This is a genomic window from Xanthomonas sp. NCPPB 3582, assembly GCF_041475735.2.
GTDB lineage: Bacteria > Pseudomonadota > Gammaproteobacteria > Xanthomonadales > Xanthomonadaceae > Xanthomonas > Xanthomonas codiaei.
Window position 1 is genome coordinate 436,062 of record NZ_CM192968.1, and the last position, 14,957, is coordinate 451,018.

Below are 14,957 nucleotides of genomic sequence, written 5' to 3' on the forward strand. Positions count from 1 at the left end.
GCAGGCGGGGCGCCCCAGCGTGCCCTGGCGCACTGCCGCAGATTCATCGACGCCCGTGTAAGCTATTGATCCTGCTTCGCATTCCAATGGCTGCCTGCCGCAGCCAACCGTCGATGACCGCTGCTTCCGATCGCTACGCCGCCTCCCTGCGCCTGTCCGTCGCCCCGATGATGGACTGGACCGACCGCCACTGCCGGGTGTTCCACCGCCTGCTGGCGCCGTCGGCACGCCTGTATACCGAAATGGTGCACGCCAATGCGGTGATCCATGGCGATCGCGCCCGGCTGATCGGTTTCGATCCGGTGGAGCACCCGCTGGCGTTGCAGCTGGGGGGCAGCGATCCGGCGCTGCTGGCGCAGGCTGCCGCCATCGCCCAGGACTGGGGCTACGACGAAATCAACCTCAATTGCGGCTGCCCGTCCGATCGGGTGCAGGCCGGCCGCTTCGGCGCCTGTCTCATGCGCGAGCCGGCACTGGTGGCCGACTGCGTCGCGGCCATGTGCGCTGCCACCGATCTGCCGATCACGGTCAAGTGCCGGCTCGGCGTGGACGACGATGACGACTACGCGGTGTTCGCCAGCTTTGTCGACCAGGTGGTCGCCGCCGGCGCGGCGATGGTGGTGGTGCACGCGCGCAACGCCTGGCTCAAGGGCCTGTCGCCGAAGGAGAACCGCGAGGTTCCGCCGCTGCGCTACGACTGGGCCTATCGGCTCAAGCGCGAGCGCCCCGGGCTACCGGTGGTGCTCAATGGCGGTATCGCGGCCGTCGACGCCGCCCTGGCGCACCTGCAGCAGGCCGACGGCGTCATGCTCGGGCGCGCCGCCTATCACGACCCGTACGTGCTGCATCAGCTGGATGCGGCCTTGCACCAGCGGCCGCCGCAGTCGCGGGAGTCGCTGTTGCGCGCGTTGCGGCCCTACGTGGAGTCCCAGCTAGCGCAGGGTCTGGCCCTGAAGCACATCACCCGACACGTGCTGGGACTGTTCCACGGTCAGCCCGGCGGGCGGGCCTTCCGGCAGGTGTTGAGCGAGGGGGCACACCGCCCCGGAGCGGGCTGGGAGTTGGTCGAGCAGGCCTTGCAACGTACCGATAGCCGCCCCTGGCGCGTCGTGGCCTGAGTGGCCCGGCGCTTGCATAAGCTGAACAGGTGAACCCGGATGCTTCCGGACTGAACGGATTTCCAGGCCTGCCCGAGCGGTGTAAACGGCGGTTGTCGGGCGCGGGAATTTGGCTTGGTATTCATTTCACTGAACGACGTTAACCTGAAGCTAAAAAGTTCAGATCGGATTCACCCCCCAAAATCAAGAATTTGGCTCGATTTCCGGCTCCAGCTGCATTGTGATGCGCAGCCGGTTTCACAAATTTTGAATGTTCCTGAACAACCCGCTAGGATCCAGTTGTGACCCATTCGTCCAGCCGCGCTCGCTCTGTTGTCCTGGTTGCCCTCTGGGCCGCCACGGCTGCGCCGTTGGCGTGGGGTCAAGGCTATCCCCCCATGGGGCAGGGTGGGCGCGAGGCGATGCCGGCAGCGGCGCGTGGCGGCAGCCGCACCCTGTCGGACACCATTCGCCATGTGCAGCGGTCCACCGGTGGACAAATTCTGGGCGCGGAGCGCGTGCCGTTCGACGGCGGCAATCTCAACCGGGTCAAGTACATGAAGGACGGACGCGTGCACACCGTCTATGAGCCGGAGCAGACCCAGTCTGCGCCACCGCGCAACCCGGCTGCGGTCGATGTGCCACCACGCGACGATAACCACTGAACGTAGATAGTCCCACGTTCAGTCTCATAAATTCCCCCGGCCGCAGGCCGACAACGTAACTAGGGAGAGTGCATGCGTATTCTTTTGGTCGAAGACGAAGCTCCGCTGCGCGAGACCCTTGCCGCGCGTCTGAAGCGTGAAGGCTTTGCGGTCGACGCTGCGCAGGACGGCGAAGAAGGCCTGTACATGGGCCGCGAAGTGCCGTTCGATGTCGGCATCATCGACCTGGGCCTGCCCAAGATGTCGGGCATGGAACTGATCAAGGCGCTGCGCGACGAAGGCAAGAAATTCCCGGTGCTGATCCTGACCGCGCGTTCGAGCTGGCAGGACAAGGTCGAAGGTCTCAAGCAAGGCGCCGACGATTATCTGGTCAAGCCGTTCCACGTCGAAGAACTGCTGGCACGCGTCAATGCATTGCTGCGTCGCGCGGCAGGCTGGAGCAAGCCGACGCTGGAATGCGGCCCAGTGGCACTGGACCTGGCGGCGCAGACGGTCAGCGTCAACGGCGCCAATGTCGATCTCACCAGCTACGAGTACAAGGTGCTGGAATATCTGATGATGCATGCCGGCGAACTGGTCTCCAAGGCCGACCTCACCGAGCACATCTACCAGCAGGATTTCGACCGTGACTCCAACGTGCTGGAAGTGTTCATTGGCCGCCTGCGCAAGAAGCTCGACCCCGACGGCGAGCTGAAGCCGATCGAAACCGTGCGCGGTCGCGGTTACCGTTTCGCCATCCCGCGTACCGAAGGCTGAGGTCGCACGTCGGCAAGCAGGACGATTTCGTGCCGGTGCGCTCCAAATGGTACAAACGCTGGCGCCCGCGCTCCTTGCAGGCGCGCCAGCTGCTGGCCGCCAGCCTCAGCCTGGTGGCCTTCCTGGCGCTGGCCGGGTACGCGCTGGATGTGGCGTTCGCCGACACCGCCGAGCGCAACCTGCGCGAACGGCTGAAGAATTACGCCTCCGCCTACGCGGCCAATATCGACTTCGTTCGCGACGGTTCGCTGTACATCGGCGGACAGCCGCCGGACCCGCGTTTCGATGTGCCCGGTGGCGGGCTGTACGTGGAAGTGGTGCGTCCGGACGAAAGCTGGACCTCCATGTCGGCCGAAGGACCGAATATTCCGCATGGCCGCATGCTCGAGCCGCGGCAGGAAGAGTTCATCGGCCCGCTGGAGATGACCCAGATCGACGGCAGCGTTGGCCAGCTGTATCGCTATGGCCTGGGCGTGAGCTATGTCGAGCGTGAGCACGGCGGCGAGATTCCTTACACCATCTACGTGATGGAAGACGCCCGCTCGATGGGCGCGCAGCTGCGGGTATTCCGTGGCGCGGTGTGGTTTTACCTCGGCAGCGCCGGCGTGGTGTTGCTGGTGCTGCAGGCCTTCATCCTGCAATGGAGCCTGCGCCCGCTGCGGCGCGTCATCAACGAATTGACCAAGGTGCAGCGCGGAGAGATCCAGCGCATGAGCGAGCAGCATCCGCGCGAGCTGGAGCCCTTGACCGACAGCATCAATGCCTTCATCGAGAGCGAGCGCGACAACCTGGAGCGCCAACGCAATACGCTGGCCGACCTGGCGCATAGCCTCAAGACCCCGATCGCGGTGCTGCGCACACAGCTGGACAGCGGTGCTTCCGAGCGCGATCTGCACGAAGAAATGGACGTGCAGTTGCGTCGCATGAACGATCTGGTGTCCTACCAGCTGGCGCGCGCGGCTTCCAGCGGCCACAAGCTGTTTGCCGCGCCGCTGCCGATCGAGCCAAGCGCCGAAGAGATCGTCCGCGGGCTGGAGAAGGTGTATTCGGCCAAGGGTGTGCTGTGCGAGTTCGATATCTCGCCGGAGGCGCGTTTCCATGGCGAGCCCGGCGATCTGCAGGAGCTGCTCGGCAACCTGCTGGAGAACGGCTTCAAGTGGGCGCGCAGCCGCGTGCTGCTGACCGCCCAGCCCGGTCCCACCAGCGGGAGCCGGCGTGCCGGGCTGATCCTGTCGGTGGAAGACGATGGCCCCGGCATCGCGCCGGAGGACGTCGCCAAGATCCTGCAGCGTGGCGTGCGCGGAGACGAGCGCGTACAGGGCCACGGCATCGGCATGTCGATCGTGCAGGATTTGATCAAGGCCTACCGCGGCGAGCTGCAGGTGGTGCGTTCGCAGGAACTGGGCGGCGCCCGCTTCGATGTGACCCTGCCGCCGGGGCTGTGAGCCCGGACGGGCGCGATGAACTCTTCGGCAATGGCGGCCGAGGTTGCGACAACCGTTTAACGCCTCGCGCGTTGGCTTGACCATACTGGCCCGGTTGCAGGCAGTCGCGATGGAGAGCCGCATGTTCAAGCGCGTTGTACAGGTAGCTGGCGTGGACACGCGCTGCTCGGGCGTGCGCCGCCGACGCTGGCGCATCCCGTTGCTGGTTGCCAGTTGTTGTTGCGCCATCGTCGGACACGCGGCCGAACCGCCGCTGACGGCAACGCAGACGCGCTGGTTGCAGCGCGCCACCTACGGTGTGGACGGCGAGAGTGCAACCCAGTTGCGGCGGCTCGGCCCCACGCGCTACGCCACGCTGCTGTTGCAGCCCAGCGACGATGCCGTGCTGCCTGCGCCCATCCGCGCGCAGCTGCAGCGCTTCGATGCGCTGCATACGCCCCTGGTGACCCTGCTGACCCAGTACGAGGCCGACAAGATCCGCCTGCAGGGCATGCCCGATGGCGACGAAAAGCTCGCCCTGCGCAAGGACTGGCAGGCACGCGGCGGGCAGATGCTCACCCAGGCGCGCCAGGCCCAGCTGTTGCGTGCCGTGTACGCGCCGGATCAACTGCGTCAACAGCTGGTGTGGTTCTGGCTCAATCACTTCAGCGTGTATGCCGACAAGGGCCGGGTGAAGTGGATGGCGGCCGATTACATGGAAAACGCGATCCGCCCCAACGCCACCGGCAAGTTTGCCGATCTGGTGATGGCCACGCTGGAAAGCCCGGCAATGCTGGAGTATCTGGACAATGCCAAGAACGCCAAGGGCAAGGTCAACGAGAACTACGCGCGCGAGCTGATGGAGCTGCACACGCTGGGCGTGCATGGCGGCTACAGCCAGCAGGACGTGCAGCAGCTGGCCTTGATCCTCACCGGCGCTGGCCTGGTGCCGATCAAGGCAGAGGGCGCGCCGCCGCTGCCGCCGACCAAGCCCGGTCAGCCGCCGGTGGTGCGCAAGGGGTTGTTCGAATTCAATCCGGCGCGCCATCAGCCCGGCGACAAGCTGCTGCTGGGCCAGCGCATCGCCGGTGGCGGGCTGGATGAGATCGAGCAGGCCGTGCGCCTGCTGGTGCGCCAGCCGGCCTGCGCGCGTTTCGTCTCGCAGCGCCTGGCCGAGTATTTCGTCAGCGATACGCCACCGGTCGCACTGGTCGCGCGCATGGCCAGCACGTTCCAGCGCAGCGATGGCGATATCGCCAAGGTCATGCAGACCATGCTGGGCTCTGCGGAATTCGCACAGGCGCAACCGCGCAAGTTCAAGGACCCGAACCGCTTCGTGGTGTCGGCGATGCGGCTGGCCTACGAGAACCAGCCGGTGATCAATGCCGCCCCGATGGTCAGTTGGGTGCAGCAACTGGGCGAGCCGTTGTTCGGCCGCATCACACCGGATGGATGGTCGCTGCAATCGCAGGCCTGGACCAGCTCCGGGCAACTGGCACGCCGGTTCGAGGTGGCGCGCTCGCTGGGCAGTGGGCCCAAGCAGTTGTTCCGGCGCGATGGCGATAGCGATACGCCGATTCCCGCCCTGACGCAGATCGATACGCGCGCGTCGTATCGCTGGTTGGCACCGTCGTTGTCGGCGGCAACGCGCCAGGCGCTGGAGCAGGCGCGCTCGCCGGCGGAGTGGAACGGCTTCCTGTTGTCTTCGCCGGATTTCAACTATCGCTGATTCACCGCAGGCGGTGTGGTCATCGCCGCAGGAGAACCTCCATGCAACGTCGTCGATTTCTGCTTGCCTCTGCCGCCGCCGCGAGCCTGCCGTGGACAGGCCGCCTGTTTGCCGCCCCGCGCGACAGTGCGCGCCTGCTGGTGGTGTTCCTGCGTGGCGGCTACGACAGCAATAACCTGCTGGTGCCGTACGCCAGCGATTTTTATTACCAGTCGCGGCCCACGCTGGCGATTGCGCGGCCGGATCCGGCCAATCCCGACAGCGCCATCGCGCTGGATCCGCACTGGGGTCTGAACCCGGTGCTGCGCGATGCCTTGCTGCCGCTGTGGCAGCGCAGGCAACTGGCGTTCGTGCCGTTCGCCGGCACCGACGACACCTCGCGCAGCCATTTCGAAACCCAGGACGATATCGAATCCGGCCAGGCCGGCAAGCGCCGCGATTACCGTTCCGGTTTCATGGCGCGCCTGTCGGGCGTGCTCAGTGGCGTGCCGGCGATTGCCTTCACCGATTCGCTGCCGTTGACCTTCCAGGGCGGCGGCGATCTGCCCAACGTGTCGTTGAGGGGTATCGGCAAGGGCGGGCTGGATGCGCGCCAGGCGCAGATCCTGTCGCAGATGTACGACAGCACGCCGTTGGCGGCCGCGGCACGCGACGGGCTGGCCTTGCGCCAGCAGGTCACCGCGCAGCTGCGCGAGGAGATGGAGCAGGCCGGGCGCGGCGCCGCCAGTGCGCGCACATTCGCCGATGAAACCCGACGCATGGCCACCTTGATGCGCGAGCGCTATCGCCTGGGATTCGTCGATGTCGGCGGCTGGGATACGCATGCCAACCAGGGCAGTGTCACAGGCGGCCTGGCCACCAATCTGCGCAACCTCGGGCAAGGACTGGCCGCTTACGCCGACGCCCTGGGTCCGGCCTGGAAAGACACCGTGGTAGTGGTGATTTCCGAGTTCGGGCGCACCTTCCGCGAGAACGGCAGCAAGGGTACCGACCATGGCCATGGCACCACCTACTGGGTGTTGGGCGGCGGCGTGCACGGTGGTCGCATCGCGGGCGAACAGGTTGCGGTGGAACAGGCGCAGTTGCTGCAGAATCGCGATTATCCGGTGCTGACCAATTACCGCAGCCTGTTCGGCGGCGTGCTGCAGCGGCTGTGGGGGCTGTCGCCGGCGCAGCTGGAACGTGTGTTCCCGGGCGCGACGCCACGGGACCTGGGGTTGGTGTAGCCGTGCCGACCGCCGATGCCAGGGCCGTTGGGTGCGCCAGGCAGTGTTGGAATCGGTGTGCAGTACGCAGTGCGGCGGCGCCGGGCCGCGCTCACCACCTGACGGTCATGCGCATTCAAGCGCCAAACTGCCGCACCCATGCAAAGCCACCGCGTGGCGGCCTCACTGCCCTGGTTGCGCCGCGAACGGCGAGGGCCCATACACGCCGACCAGATGTGCGGCCACGGCCGGCATCACCCGTTGCAGTACCTGCGGCGCGGAGAAGTGGTATTCGCTGACGACCGCGAAGAATTCCTCCGGCGCTTCGGCAGCGTACGGGTCGATCTCGGTGTCTTCGCCGGCATCCACACGCTTGCAGAACGCGTCGAAGGCCTGCTGGAAGTCGCGCGCCCAGCGGCGCTGCATCTCGCGCGGCAGTGGCGGGGTGCCATCGAGTGCGCCATCCAGGGCATCGAGCTTGTGCGCCATCTCATGCACGATCACGTTGAAGCCGGCGCACGGGTCGCGCAGGTCTGCCTGTACGTCGGCCCAGCTGACGATCAGCGGCCCCTGTTCCCAGGCCTCGCCAATCAGGTCGTCGTCCCAGGCATGCATGACGCCGGCCGCATCCATGTGGGTGCGCTGGACGCGGAAGGCATCGGGATAGACGATCAGCTGCGACCAGCCACGCCACCCGGCCGCGCCGAATTCCAGCAGCGGCAGGCAGCAGGTGGCGGCCAGCACGACCTGATCCTGTGGCTGCAGCTGCAGGCTATCGACCGGCGAAATGGTTTTCTGGTGCAGGAACTGCGCGGACAGTGCACGCAGGCGTTGCTGACGCAGCGGGTCCAGTGCGGCCACCCAGGCGCACTCGCTGCGCACCGGGTTCCACAACGCGTCGGGAATCTCCAGCGGCGGCCGGCGCAGCCAGCGCATCACCCACTGGATCAGCGGAACATGCCCGGCAGGAAGCTATGCCAGCGCGGCATCGTGCGCATGCGCGGGAACAGGCCGTCGCCATCGCTGCCACCACCGCCGGTGGCAGGTGCGGGCTTGTGCTGCGGGGGCATGCGCGCCGGTGCGGCCGGTTCGCCGTTGGGCGTTCTGCCACGTGCGGCCGAGTTGGAGCTGACGCAGCTGTCATGATCGCCGTCGGTCAACTGGTCCGATGCCAGTGCGGCAAGCGGAGCCAACAACAGAAGCAGGCAAACCGTGAGTCGGCGCATCGTCCACATCCAGGGCAAGCGGCGTAAGTCGCCGATCATAACGCGGTTTTCACTCCCTCACGCAAGCCGCGCTGGGCGGCCGGGAAGCCATGGCGCATACTTTCATGGATCGATTTGGGAACCGTTGCCGTGGACGACCGCGCGTTGCTGGCCAAACTTGCGAGCGGCCGGCTGTCCGGCGATGCGCTGGCGCGTGATGCGGGGTTGACCCGCGCTGCGGTGTGGAAGCGCATTCAGAATCTGCGCGCCGCAGGCGTCGCGATCGAAGGACGCGCCGGCGATGGTTACCGGCTGGCTGCCCCCCTGGACCTGCTGGACGCTGCCCGCATCCGTGCCGCCATGAGCGCTGACGCCGCCGCCGGGCTGGCGGGGCTGGACGTGGCCTGGACGCTGGAATCCACCAATACCAGCCTGCTGGCGCGCCCGCCACCGGAGCGCGGCGTGGAGGTGTTGCTGGCCGAGCGCCAGACCGGCGGGCGCGGCCGCCGCGGCCGGCAGTGGACCTCGCCACTGGGCGCGCATGTTTACCTGTCGGCCTCGCGCCGTTTCAGCGGTGGCCTGGGGCAGCTGGCCGGTCTGAGCCTGGCCGTTGGCGTGGCGGTCGCCGAGGCCCTGCGCGGCTGCGGGTTCGCCGATGTCGGCCTGAAGTGGCCCAACGATCTGCTGGCGCGCCAGCGCAAGCTGGGCGGGCTGCTGATCGAGGGCGGCGGGGAGATGGCGGGTAACGCGCGCGCCGTGATCGGCCTGGGCTTGAACGTGCATATGCCGCCTGCGGCCGCAGCCAGCATCGACCAACCGTGGGTGGACCTGGATACCCTGGCCGGCCGCGCAGTGACGCGCGATACGGTGGTGGCCGCGGTGCTGTCGGCGTTGCTGCCGGCGCTGGACCTGTTCGAAGCGCAGGGGTTGACCGCGTTCCTGGCCCGTTATGCGGCGCTGGATGTGTTGCGTGGCCGCACCGTGCAGGTGGAAGAAGCCGGCAGCCTGCACCACGGCGTCGCCCTCGGCCTGGCCGCCGACGGCGCCTTGCGGGTGCAGGTGGGTGAGACCGAACGGCTGTTCCACTCCGGAGAAGTCAGCGTGAGACCTGCATGAGCGAGTGGTTGTTCGACCTGGGGAATTCGCGATTCAAGTACGCGCCGCTGCACGGCAACCGCGCGGGCGAGGTGCAGGCCTGGGCGCATGGTGCCGAAGCGATGGATGCGGCTGCGCTGGCGGCGTTGCCGTCCGGGCGCGTTGCCTACGTGGCCAGCGTGGCGGCGCCGGCATTGACGCAGCGCATGATCGGCTGCCTGCAGGAGCGTTTCGCGCAGGTGCGCATCGCACGCACCGTGGCCGACTGCGCCGGCATCCGCATCGCCTACGCCGACCCCAGCCGGTTTGGCGTGGATCGGTTTTTGGCCTTGCTGGGCGCGCGCGGCGAAGCAGCGGTGCTGGTGGCCGGAGTGGGCACTGCACTGACCATCGATGTGCTCGGCGCCGACGGCCAGCATCACGGCGGTCGCATCGCCGCTTCGCCCACCACCATGCGGCAGGCGCTGCATGCGCGCGCGGTACAACTGCCGGCCAGCGGTGGCGACTATGTCGAGCTGGCCAACGACACCGACGATGCCTTGACCTCCGGCTGCGATGGCGCCGCAGTGGCGTTGATCGAGCGCAGCCTGCATCACGCACGACGCAGCCTGGGCGTGCCGGTGCGACTGCTGCTGCATGGCGGTGGCGCACCGCCATTGCTGCCGTTGTTGCCCGATGCCAGCTTCCGCGCCGCACTGGTGCTGGACGGCCTGGCGACCTGGGCGACCGATTCGTCCTGCGCTTAGAATCCAGGCATGTACGTACGCGCGCTCATCGTTGTGCTGATCGTCCTCAATGCCGGCGTGGCGTTGTGGTGGGCGATGCAGCCGCCGCCGTCACCGCCGACCGCACCGCCGCAGCCAACCGGCGTGGCGCGGCTGGAGGTGTTGCCGATGCTGGCGACCGGGGCGTCGCGACCGTCGCTGGCCGCCGCTGCGCAGCCGGAGGCCGGGGTCGTGCCAGCGTCCAGGACGCCGGCACCCGTGCCGGCCGCAGCGACAGCGGCCGCTGCTGCGACAACATCGTTGGAGCCAGGCGCCGACACTGCTTCCCGGCCGGCAGGGCAGCCGTCGCTGTCCGCGCCTGCCGCCACTGTCGCCACTGCCGATGCAAAACCGGCGCCGGCCGCTCCGACACCACCGGCTGCGCCCGAGCGCTGTGCCAGCCTCGGGCCCTACACAGCACGCAGCGATGCCGATGCCGCGCTGGCGCGCCTGCGCGGGCAGGTGAGCCGTGCCAGCGTGCGCGAAGACGCCGATGCCGGAGTCAGCACGTTCCGCGTGATGCTGCCCGACGTGGGCGACCGCGCGGCGGCGCAGGCGCTGGTCAAGCGGATTGCGGCCGCCGGTATCGGCGACTATTACGTGATCGCCCAAGGCGAGGGCAATACCGTTGCACTGGGGCAATACCAGAGCCGCGAGCGCGCCGAGCGGCGCCAGGCGAGCCTGGTGAGTGCGGGGTTTCCGGCGCAACTGGTGCCCAGCGGCAGCGGTCAGTCGCGCTGGTGGGTCGATGTGCGCAGCACGCTGGCGGCCGCGACGCTGCAGGGCGCCGCGGGTGCAACGCGCCAGCGGTCGCTAGATTGCGCCGCGCTGCGCTAGAATGCGCACCGGCGTGCAACGCGCCTGCCTTTGCCGGCATAGCTCAGTTGGTAGAGCAACCGCCTTGTAAGCGGTAGGTCCCCAGTTCGAATCCGGGTGCCGGCACCATCTTGCAGACCGTCTCGATGTGCTCCGATCCGCCTGTTCTGTTCGGCATGCGGCGCCTGTCGCGTTGAAGCGGGCATTCTGCCGGCGGTCTGGATGAGGCGACGCGGCGGGCAGCATCAAGCAGCCGCGAATATGCGTGCGCATGTGCGTGTATGCCTGCGATGGTGCGCGCGATCAGTGCAGGCAGGGACGGCCATGCTTTTTGGTTGCTCGTCTGCGGGGTGGGAGGCAGAAGGACGGAATGCCGATCGCCGAGGCGAGGACATCGCCATTCCAGTCAGCGAACAGCGCGCCTCACACGGCGGGTCATCGCGTCATCGTGCACCGAACATAGGGCGTGCACCTGCGCGCCACCACGCTCGAAAGGCGGTGACGCCATGTTGCGTTGCTCAGGCCGGCCGGCCCCCAGAGAGCAACTGCAATGCGGCCGTGCCGGCGTCGGTGTGCGCGTCGCTGCGCAGGCGCTCGGCTGCGGCGGCGACCACGATCGCCAATGCCCGGCGCAGCACGCTGTCGGCGTCGGCGCTGGCGTCCACCACGTGTTTGCCCGGCAACTGCAGGCCGTTGAAGATCGCACGGCAGCGTTCCAGGTTGTCCTGGGTTTCGAAATGGTTGGGCGCATCGCCGCGGGCGCGGATGCGGGCCAGGCCGGTGGGTGGCGGCAGGTCGAGCAGCAGCAGCACGTCCGGGCGCGGCGCGAAGGCGTTGCGCTCCAGCAGCGCATCCAGCGGCAACCCGGCGGCGCCCTGGTAGGCGACCATGGAAGGAAAGTAGCGGTCCAGGATCACGATGTCGCCGCGTGCCAGCGCGGGGGCGATCAGGGTCTCCACGTGTTCGTGGCGGTCGCGGATCAGCAGGTCGGCTTCCTGGTCGGCGCTCAGGCGGCCGGTGGCGGCGGATTGGCGCAGCTGCGTGCCCCAGGGACCGTTGGTCGGTTCCTTGCTCAACACCACGCGCGCACCGGCCTGCTGCAAGGTGGTTGCCAGGCTGCGTGCCAGCGTGGTCTTGCCGGCGCCGTCGATGCCTTCGATCGCGATCAATAGCCCGCCGGGCTTCAGTTCGATTGTCATCGCGCTACTTTATCTGATCGGGGCAACCCATCAGTAGCCAACCACGTGGCGGCGACCGTCGTGCCGGCTCCAAGCGGCGGCGACCATGCCGTGGTCGAGGGCATTGATCTGGGTGCACCGGCCGTGCGCACCGCAGCGGCGGTGTGCGGACAGCCATGCCGGAGCGCCTTGCAGTGCGTGCGGCCGGAAGCGCAGGAGGGCGCACTGGAGCGCCTGCGCCAGACACCGGCCAGGTTGCAGCCAGGCGCAGGCCCTGCAGGTGCCGATACCGACGACCTGCGACGTCGCTATTGCCGACCCGATATCACGGATATGTCCTGCATGCTGTCGGGAATGTCCCGATGCCGGTGGTTCTGTGCACTGGGCATACTGAATAAGTCAGACGCAGCGCTCATTCGTATCACGACTGAGTCGCGTTTCTGGCTTCAAGGAAGATGGACGCGTCGCCGCCACCCTAGAGGCGGCATCCCCCGCGTGACGCCCTTTCAGGCCCGTCGTGACCGGATTCCTTGTTTATCGTCGTGCGCTCATCGCGCGTGCCATGCAGCCAATCAGGCCGCCGAGGTATAGCGGTAGGACAGCAGCGACTTCACCAGGAAGGTGATCTGGGTGGCCGAACGCGCATCCACGCGCATCACCGGGATGCGGAAACCTTCGGCGACCAGGCCATCGCGAAACGGCGGCAGCAGGAAGTCTTCGACCTCGTCGGTCATGGTGATGCCCACCGCCAGGCTGGCCTCGGGTGCGATCTGCGCGAACTCGCGCAGCAGCGCCAACGTGGCTTCGGACATCTGCGGGTCGCGCGCATTGGCCAGCACGATCACCCCCAGCGCGCCGTCGCACACCAGCGGCCACATGAAATCCAGGTATTTCTGTCCCGGCACGCCGTAGACGTGCAGCAGCTCGCCGTCTTCCAGTTCAATCGAGCTGTAGTCCAGCGCGACCGTGGTGTAGGTCTTGTCGCCGTAGGCATCCTGGCTGAGCGGCATTTCGGTGCTGACCGGCTCCACGTCGGAGATGGCGCGCACGGCGGTGGTCTTGCCGGCGCCCATGCCGCCCACGAACACGAGTTTGTTGGCTGGAAGACTCATGACTGCGCCTGGAAGAGAGAGAGGCCAAACCGGCGTGCGACCCAGGAAAGGAACCGGGAATTGCTGCTGTCCGGGCGAGGCGGCGTTGACGACACGGCAATCTCCGCAGTCTGGGCGAGGCCACTGGCGAGTGCGGCGGCGAACAGGCATTCCACCGTCTGCAGCGGGAGCTTGCAAGCATTGGCCAGCGCCTGCGGGCGCCATGGGCGCGCATGCAGGTGGGCGATGGCGAGCAGCTGCGCCGGCGAACTGGTCTGCGCGCTCAACTCCGGCCACTGGCGCAGCTGCAGCGGCTGGCTGGGTTCCACCGCCGGCAGGGCCGGGCGCAGATGCTCGGGCAGTGCGAAATACAGCGCTTCGAAGGAGAGGCGTTGCGGCAATGTGACCTGGGCGTCGTCGGCCGCGCGCTGCCAGTCCGGGCGGTCCAGCGCGGCGATCAGCGCGTCCAACGCGACGCCGGCCGGCAGATGCAGGCAGTGTTCGGCCGGATCCACGCGCACCTGCAGCCCCGCATTGCGCAACACCACCACGCCGGCACCGAATTCACCGCGGCAATGCCGCAACAGCAGTGCCGGCTCGGCCACCGCCGTGACATGCGGCGAGGACAGCAGCAGGCGCATCTGTTCGTTGAGCTCGCGCACGGTGGCGCCATGCTTGAGCCAGGCGCCGGCCACCGGTGTGCGCGAGACCACCAGCATGCGCACCGGCTGGCCCTGCAGCGCCTGCCATGCAGCCAGACCGTCGGCGGTTTCCAGGCCCAGCACCACAACGTCGGCCGCGTGCTGCGGCCACTCGCCCAACTGCACGTCGATGCGCTCGGCAAGCAGCAGCGAGCACGCCAGTTTCAGGCGCGTGGCGTGCAGCAGGTCCAGGCCGGCCGTGGCGACCCGCATGGCGTGAATGGGTGTGGTCATGAGAGGGCGCCGGCTGGGCGCAGTGACACGATGACGCCTGCCGGCTCGCACCGGCAGGCAGGGCCGGCGACGCGGGTGCGCCGCCGGACTGGCATCAACCGAAATCCAGTGTCTTTTCGAACGCCTTGAGCTCGTGGCGGGCCATCGCCAGATTGGCCTTGGCACGGTCCAGCACCACGTACAGAAACAGTGCGCCGTTGCTCTCCAGCGGACGCAGCAGGTGGTACTGGCGCGACAGGGTGATCAGGATGTCTTCGATGGTGTCGTTCAGGCCCAGCTGCTCGGCGATGCGGCGCTTGGCGCGCACCACTTCGGTATTGCCGGCTGCGGCCAGTTCCAGGTTGAGTTCGGTGCCGCCGGTCATGCCCAGCGCCATGCCGCTGTCGCTGTCGACCAGCGCGGCGCCGACGAAGCCGGCGAGCGAATGCAGTTGTTCCAGATTGAGTTTCGACATCGGTGGTCCCCTTCCAAGCGTTGAGAAAAATCGGTGCGCTCGTGCAAGCACGAACGATGCCAACGGCATCAGCCAGCCGGTGGTGCCAGCGCTGTGGCCAGGCGGCCGGCGCAATCGCGCGCGTTGAACAGCAGCGCGGCGGCATTGAGGTTGGCGCTGCCAACGGCGGTCAGTGTCAGTGGCTTGTCGGCGCGGATGCGGATCAGCACCAGCTGCCCGCCGCGGGTGCTGATGGTGGCGTAGTCGGCTTCGCTGAGGCTGGATTCCCGGGCCAGGGTCTCGCCCAGGGTCAGGAACGAATTGGCCATTGCCGCGAGGCGACGCCCATCCACATCCAGGCTGGATTGCTCGGTGATGGCGCGGCCGTCGGCGGTGGACAGCATCAGCAGGGCAATGCCCGGCTCGCGCTCGATGGTCTGCGCGAACTCGCGCCCGATACGCTGCAAATCGTACAGATGCGACGCCCGCGCGACTTCGCCCACGGCAGCCTTGACGACCTGGTTGACGGCGTTATGCGGCATGAAACTCCCCCTGTTGCTGATG

At 67.6% G+C, this 14,957-nt stretch carries 16 protein-coding genes and 1 tRNA gene; 10 read left to right on the forward strand and 7 right to left on the reverse strand.

What is annotated here, in order from left to right:
• The first annotated feature begins 113 nt into the window (after positions 1–113).
• The 6 genes from dusA to ACCQ05_RS01755 all read left to right on the forward strand — a co-directional run bounded on the left by dusA (position 114) and on the right by ACCQ05_RS01755 (position 6,897).
• Positions 114–1,118: a tRNA dihydrouridine(20/20a) synthase DusA gene (dusA, locus tag ACCQ05_RS01730; protein ID WP_372392735.1), complete on the forward strand. Its 1,005-nt coding sequence runs from the start codon at positions 114–116 to the stop codon at positions 1,116–1,118.
• Between the two features lie 377 nt (positions 1,119–1,495).
• Positions 1,496–1,762: a hypothetical protein gene (locus ACCQ05_RS01735; protein WP_228962669.1), complete on the forward strand. Its 267-nt coding sequence runs from the start codon at positions 1,496–1,498 to the stop codon at positions 1,760–1,762.
• Positions 1,763–1,834: 72 nt separating this feature from the next.
• Positions 1,835–2,518 carry a response regulator transcription factor gene (locus ACCQ05_RS01740; RefSeq protein ID WP_002808458.1) on the forward strand — a complete coding sequence of 228 codons (684 nt, stop codon included), beginning with the start codon at positions 1,835–1,837 and terminating at the stop codon, positions 2,516–2,518.
• Between the two features lie 74 nt (positions 2,519–2,592).
• The gene (locus tag ACCQ05_RS01745) at positions 2,593–3,963 is read left to right on the forward strand and encodes an ATP-binding protein (protein ID WP_208622726.1); all 1,371 of its coding nucleotides are present in this window, start codon (positions 2,593–2,595) and stop codon (positions 3,961–3,963) included.
• Positions 3,964–4,072: 109 nt separating this feature from the next.
• Positions 4,073–5,671 carry a DUF1800 domain-containing protein gene (locus tag ACCQ05_RS01750; protein ID WP_372392736.1) on the forward strand — a complete coding sequence of 533 codons (1,599 nt, stop codon included), beginning with the start codon at positions 4,073–4,075 and terminating at the stop codon, positions 5,669–5,671.
• Positions 5,672–5,712: 41 nt separating this feature from the next.
• Positions 5,713–6,897, forward strand: coding sequence for a DUF1501 domain-containing protein (locus tag ACCQ05_RS01755; protein WP_372392737.1), 1,185 nt, complete (start codon positions 5,713–5,715; stop codon positions 6,895–6,897).
• Between the two features lie 162 nt (positions 6,898–7,059).
• On the opposite strand, the gene ACCQ05_RS01760 is transcribed toward ACCQ05_RS01755, so the two are convergent.
• Positions 7,060–7,815: a M90 family metallopeptidase gene (locus ACCQ05_RS01760; protein WP_372392738.1), complete on the reverse strand. Its 756-nt coding sequence runs from the start codon at positions 7,813–7,815 to the stop codon at positions 7,060–7,062.
• A gap of 8 nt (positions 7,816–7,823) precedes the next feature.
• Positions 7,824–8,141, reverse strand: coding sequence for a hypothetical protein (locus ACCQ05_RS01765; protein ID WP_104541028.1), 318 nt, complete (start codon positions 8,139–8,141; stop codon positions 7,824–7,826).
• 90 nt (positions 8,142–8,231) lie between these two features.
• Here ACCQ05_RS01765 and birA point away from each other — a divergent pair, with 90 nt between their 5' ends.
• The 4 genes from birA to ACCQ05_RS01785 all read left to right on the forward strand — a co-directional run bounded on the left by birA (position 8,232) and on the right by ACCQ05_RS01785 (position 10,885).
• On the forward strand, positions 8,232–9,197 hold the full coding sequence (birA, locus tag ACCQ05_RS01770; protein WP_104541027.1) for a bifunctional biotin--[acetyl-CoA-carboxylase] ligase/biotin operon repressor BirA: 966 nt from the start codon (positions 8,232–8,234) through the stop codon (positions 9,195–9,197).
• On the forward strand, positions 9,194–9,922 hold the full coding sequence (locus ACCQ05_RS01775; RefSeq protein ID WP_104541026.1) for a type III pantothenate kinase: 729 nt from the start codon (positions 9,194–9,196) through the stop codon (positions 9,920–9,922). Before birA ends, ACCQ05_RS01775 begins: the two co-directional genes overlap by 4 nt.
• A gap of 9 nt (positions 9,923–9,931) precedes the next feature.
• Positions 9,932–10,777, forward strand: a complete 846-nt coding sequence (locus tag ACCQ05_RS01780) for an SPOR domain-containing protein (protein WP_372392740.1) — start codon at positions 9,932–9,934, stop codon at positions 10,775–10,777.
• Between the two features lie 32 nt (positions 10,778–10,809).
• A tRNA-Thr gene (locus ACCQ05_RS01785) sits at positions 10,810–10,885 on the forward strand.
• 389 nt (positions 10,886–11,274) lie between these two features.
• Here the strand turns inward: ACCQ05_RS01785 and tmk are convergent.
• From tmk to ACCQ05_RS01810, 5 genes are all read right to left on the reverse strand, one after another.
• Positions 11,275–11,955, reverse strand: coding sequence for a dTMP kinase (gene tmk, locus ACCQ05_RS01790; RefSeq protein WP_228962648.1), 681 nt, complete (start codon positions 11,953–11,955; stop codon positions 11,275–11,277).
• A gap of 551 nt (positions 11,956–12,506) precedes the next feature.
• Positions 12,507–13,046 (reverse strand): GTP-binding protein, encoded by a 540-nt coding sequence (locus ACCQ05_RS01795; protein WP_372392741.1) that lies wholly within the window; start codon positions 13,044–13,046, stop codon positions 12,507–12,509.
• The gene (locus ACCQ05_RS01800) at positions 13,043–13,960 is read right to left on the reverse strand and encodes a hypothetical protein (RefSeq protein WP_372392742.1); all 918 of its coding nucleotides are present in this window, start codon (positions 13,958–13,960) and stop codon (positions 13,043–13,045) included. Before ACCQ05_RS01800 ends, ACCQ05_RS01795 begins: the two co-directional genes overlap by 4 nt.
• Positions 13,961–14,054: 94 nt before the next feature.
• On the reverse strand, positions 14,055–14,414 hold the full coding sequence (locus ACCQ05_RS01805) for a roadblock/LC7 domain-containing protein (RefSeq protein ID WP_104541021.1): 360 nt from the start codon (positions 14,412–14,414) through the stop codon (positions 14,055–14,057).
• Positions 14,415–14,482: 68 nt separating this feature from the next.
• Positions 14,483–14,935, reverse strand: coding sequence for a roadblock/LC7 domain-containing protein (locus ACCQ05_RS01810; protein ID WP_104541053.1), 453 nt, complete (start codon positions 14,933–14,935; stop codon positions 14,483–14,485).
• Between the last annotated feature and the right edge of the window lie 22 nt (positions 14,936–14,957).

Excerpts from the sequence above, each read along its gene's own strand:
- ACCQ05_RS01750 (WP_372392736.1), top strand. The coding sequence starts at position 4,073 with ATGGAGAGCCGCATGTTCAAGCGCGTTGTACAGGTAGCTGGCGTGGAC.
- ACCQ05_RS01800 (WP_372392742.1), bottom strand. The coding sequence starts at position 13,960 with ATGACCACACCCATTCACGCCATGCGGGTCGCCACGGCCGGCCTGGAC.
- ACCQ05_RS01795 (WP_372392741.1), bottom strand. The coding sequence starts at position 13,046 with ATGAGTCTTCCAGCCAACAAACTCGTGTTCGTGGGCGGCATGGGCGCC.
- ACCQ05_RS01775 (WP_104541026.1), top strand. The coding sequence starts at position 9,194 with ATGAGCGAGTGGTTGTTCGACCTGGGGAATTCGCGATTCAAGTACGCG.
- dusA (WP_372392735.1), top strand. The coding sequence starts at position 114 with ATGACCGCTGCTTCCGATCGCTACGCCGCCTCCCTGCGCCTGTCCGTC.
- ACCQ05_RS01810 (WP_104541053.1), bottom strand. The coding sequence starts at position 14,935 with ATGCCGCATAACGCCGTCAACCAGGTCGTCAAGGCTGCCGTGGGCGAA.
- ACCQ05_RS01740 (WP_002808458.1), top strand. The coding sequence starts at position 1,835 with ATGCGTATTCTTTTGGTCGAAGACGAAGCTCCGCTGCGCGAGACCCTT.
- ACCQ05_RS01765 (WP_104541028.1), bottom strand. The coding sequence starts at position 8,141 with ATGATCGGCGACTTACGCCGCTTGCCCTGGATGTGGACGATGCGCCGA.
- ACCQ05_RS01735 (WP_228962669.1), top strand. The coding sequence starts at position 1,496 with ATGGGGCAGGGTGGGCGCGAGGCGATGCCGGCAGCGGCGCGTGGCGGC.
- ACCQ05_RS01780 (WP_372392740.1), top strand. The coding sequence starts at position 9,932 with ATGTACGTACGCGCGCTCATCGTTGTGCTGATCGTCCTCAATGCCGGC.
- tmk (WP_228962648.1), bottom strand. The coding sequence starts at position 11,955 with ATGACAATCGAACTGAAGCCCGGCGGGCTATTGATCGCGATCGAAGGC.
- ACCQ05_RS01805 (WP_104541021.1), bottom strand. The coding sequence starts at position 14,414 with ATGTCGAAACTCAATCTGGAACAACTGCATTCGCTCGCCGGCTTCGTC.
- ACCQ05_RS01755 (WP_372392737.1), top strand. The coding sequence starts at position 5,713 with ATGCAACGTCGTCGATTTCTGCTTGCCTCTGCCGCCGCCGCGAGCCTG.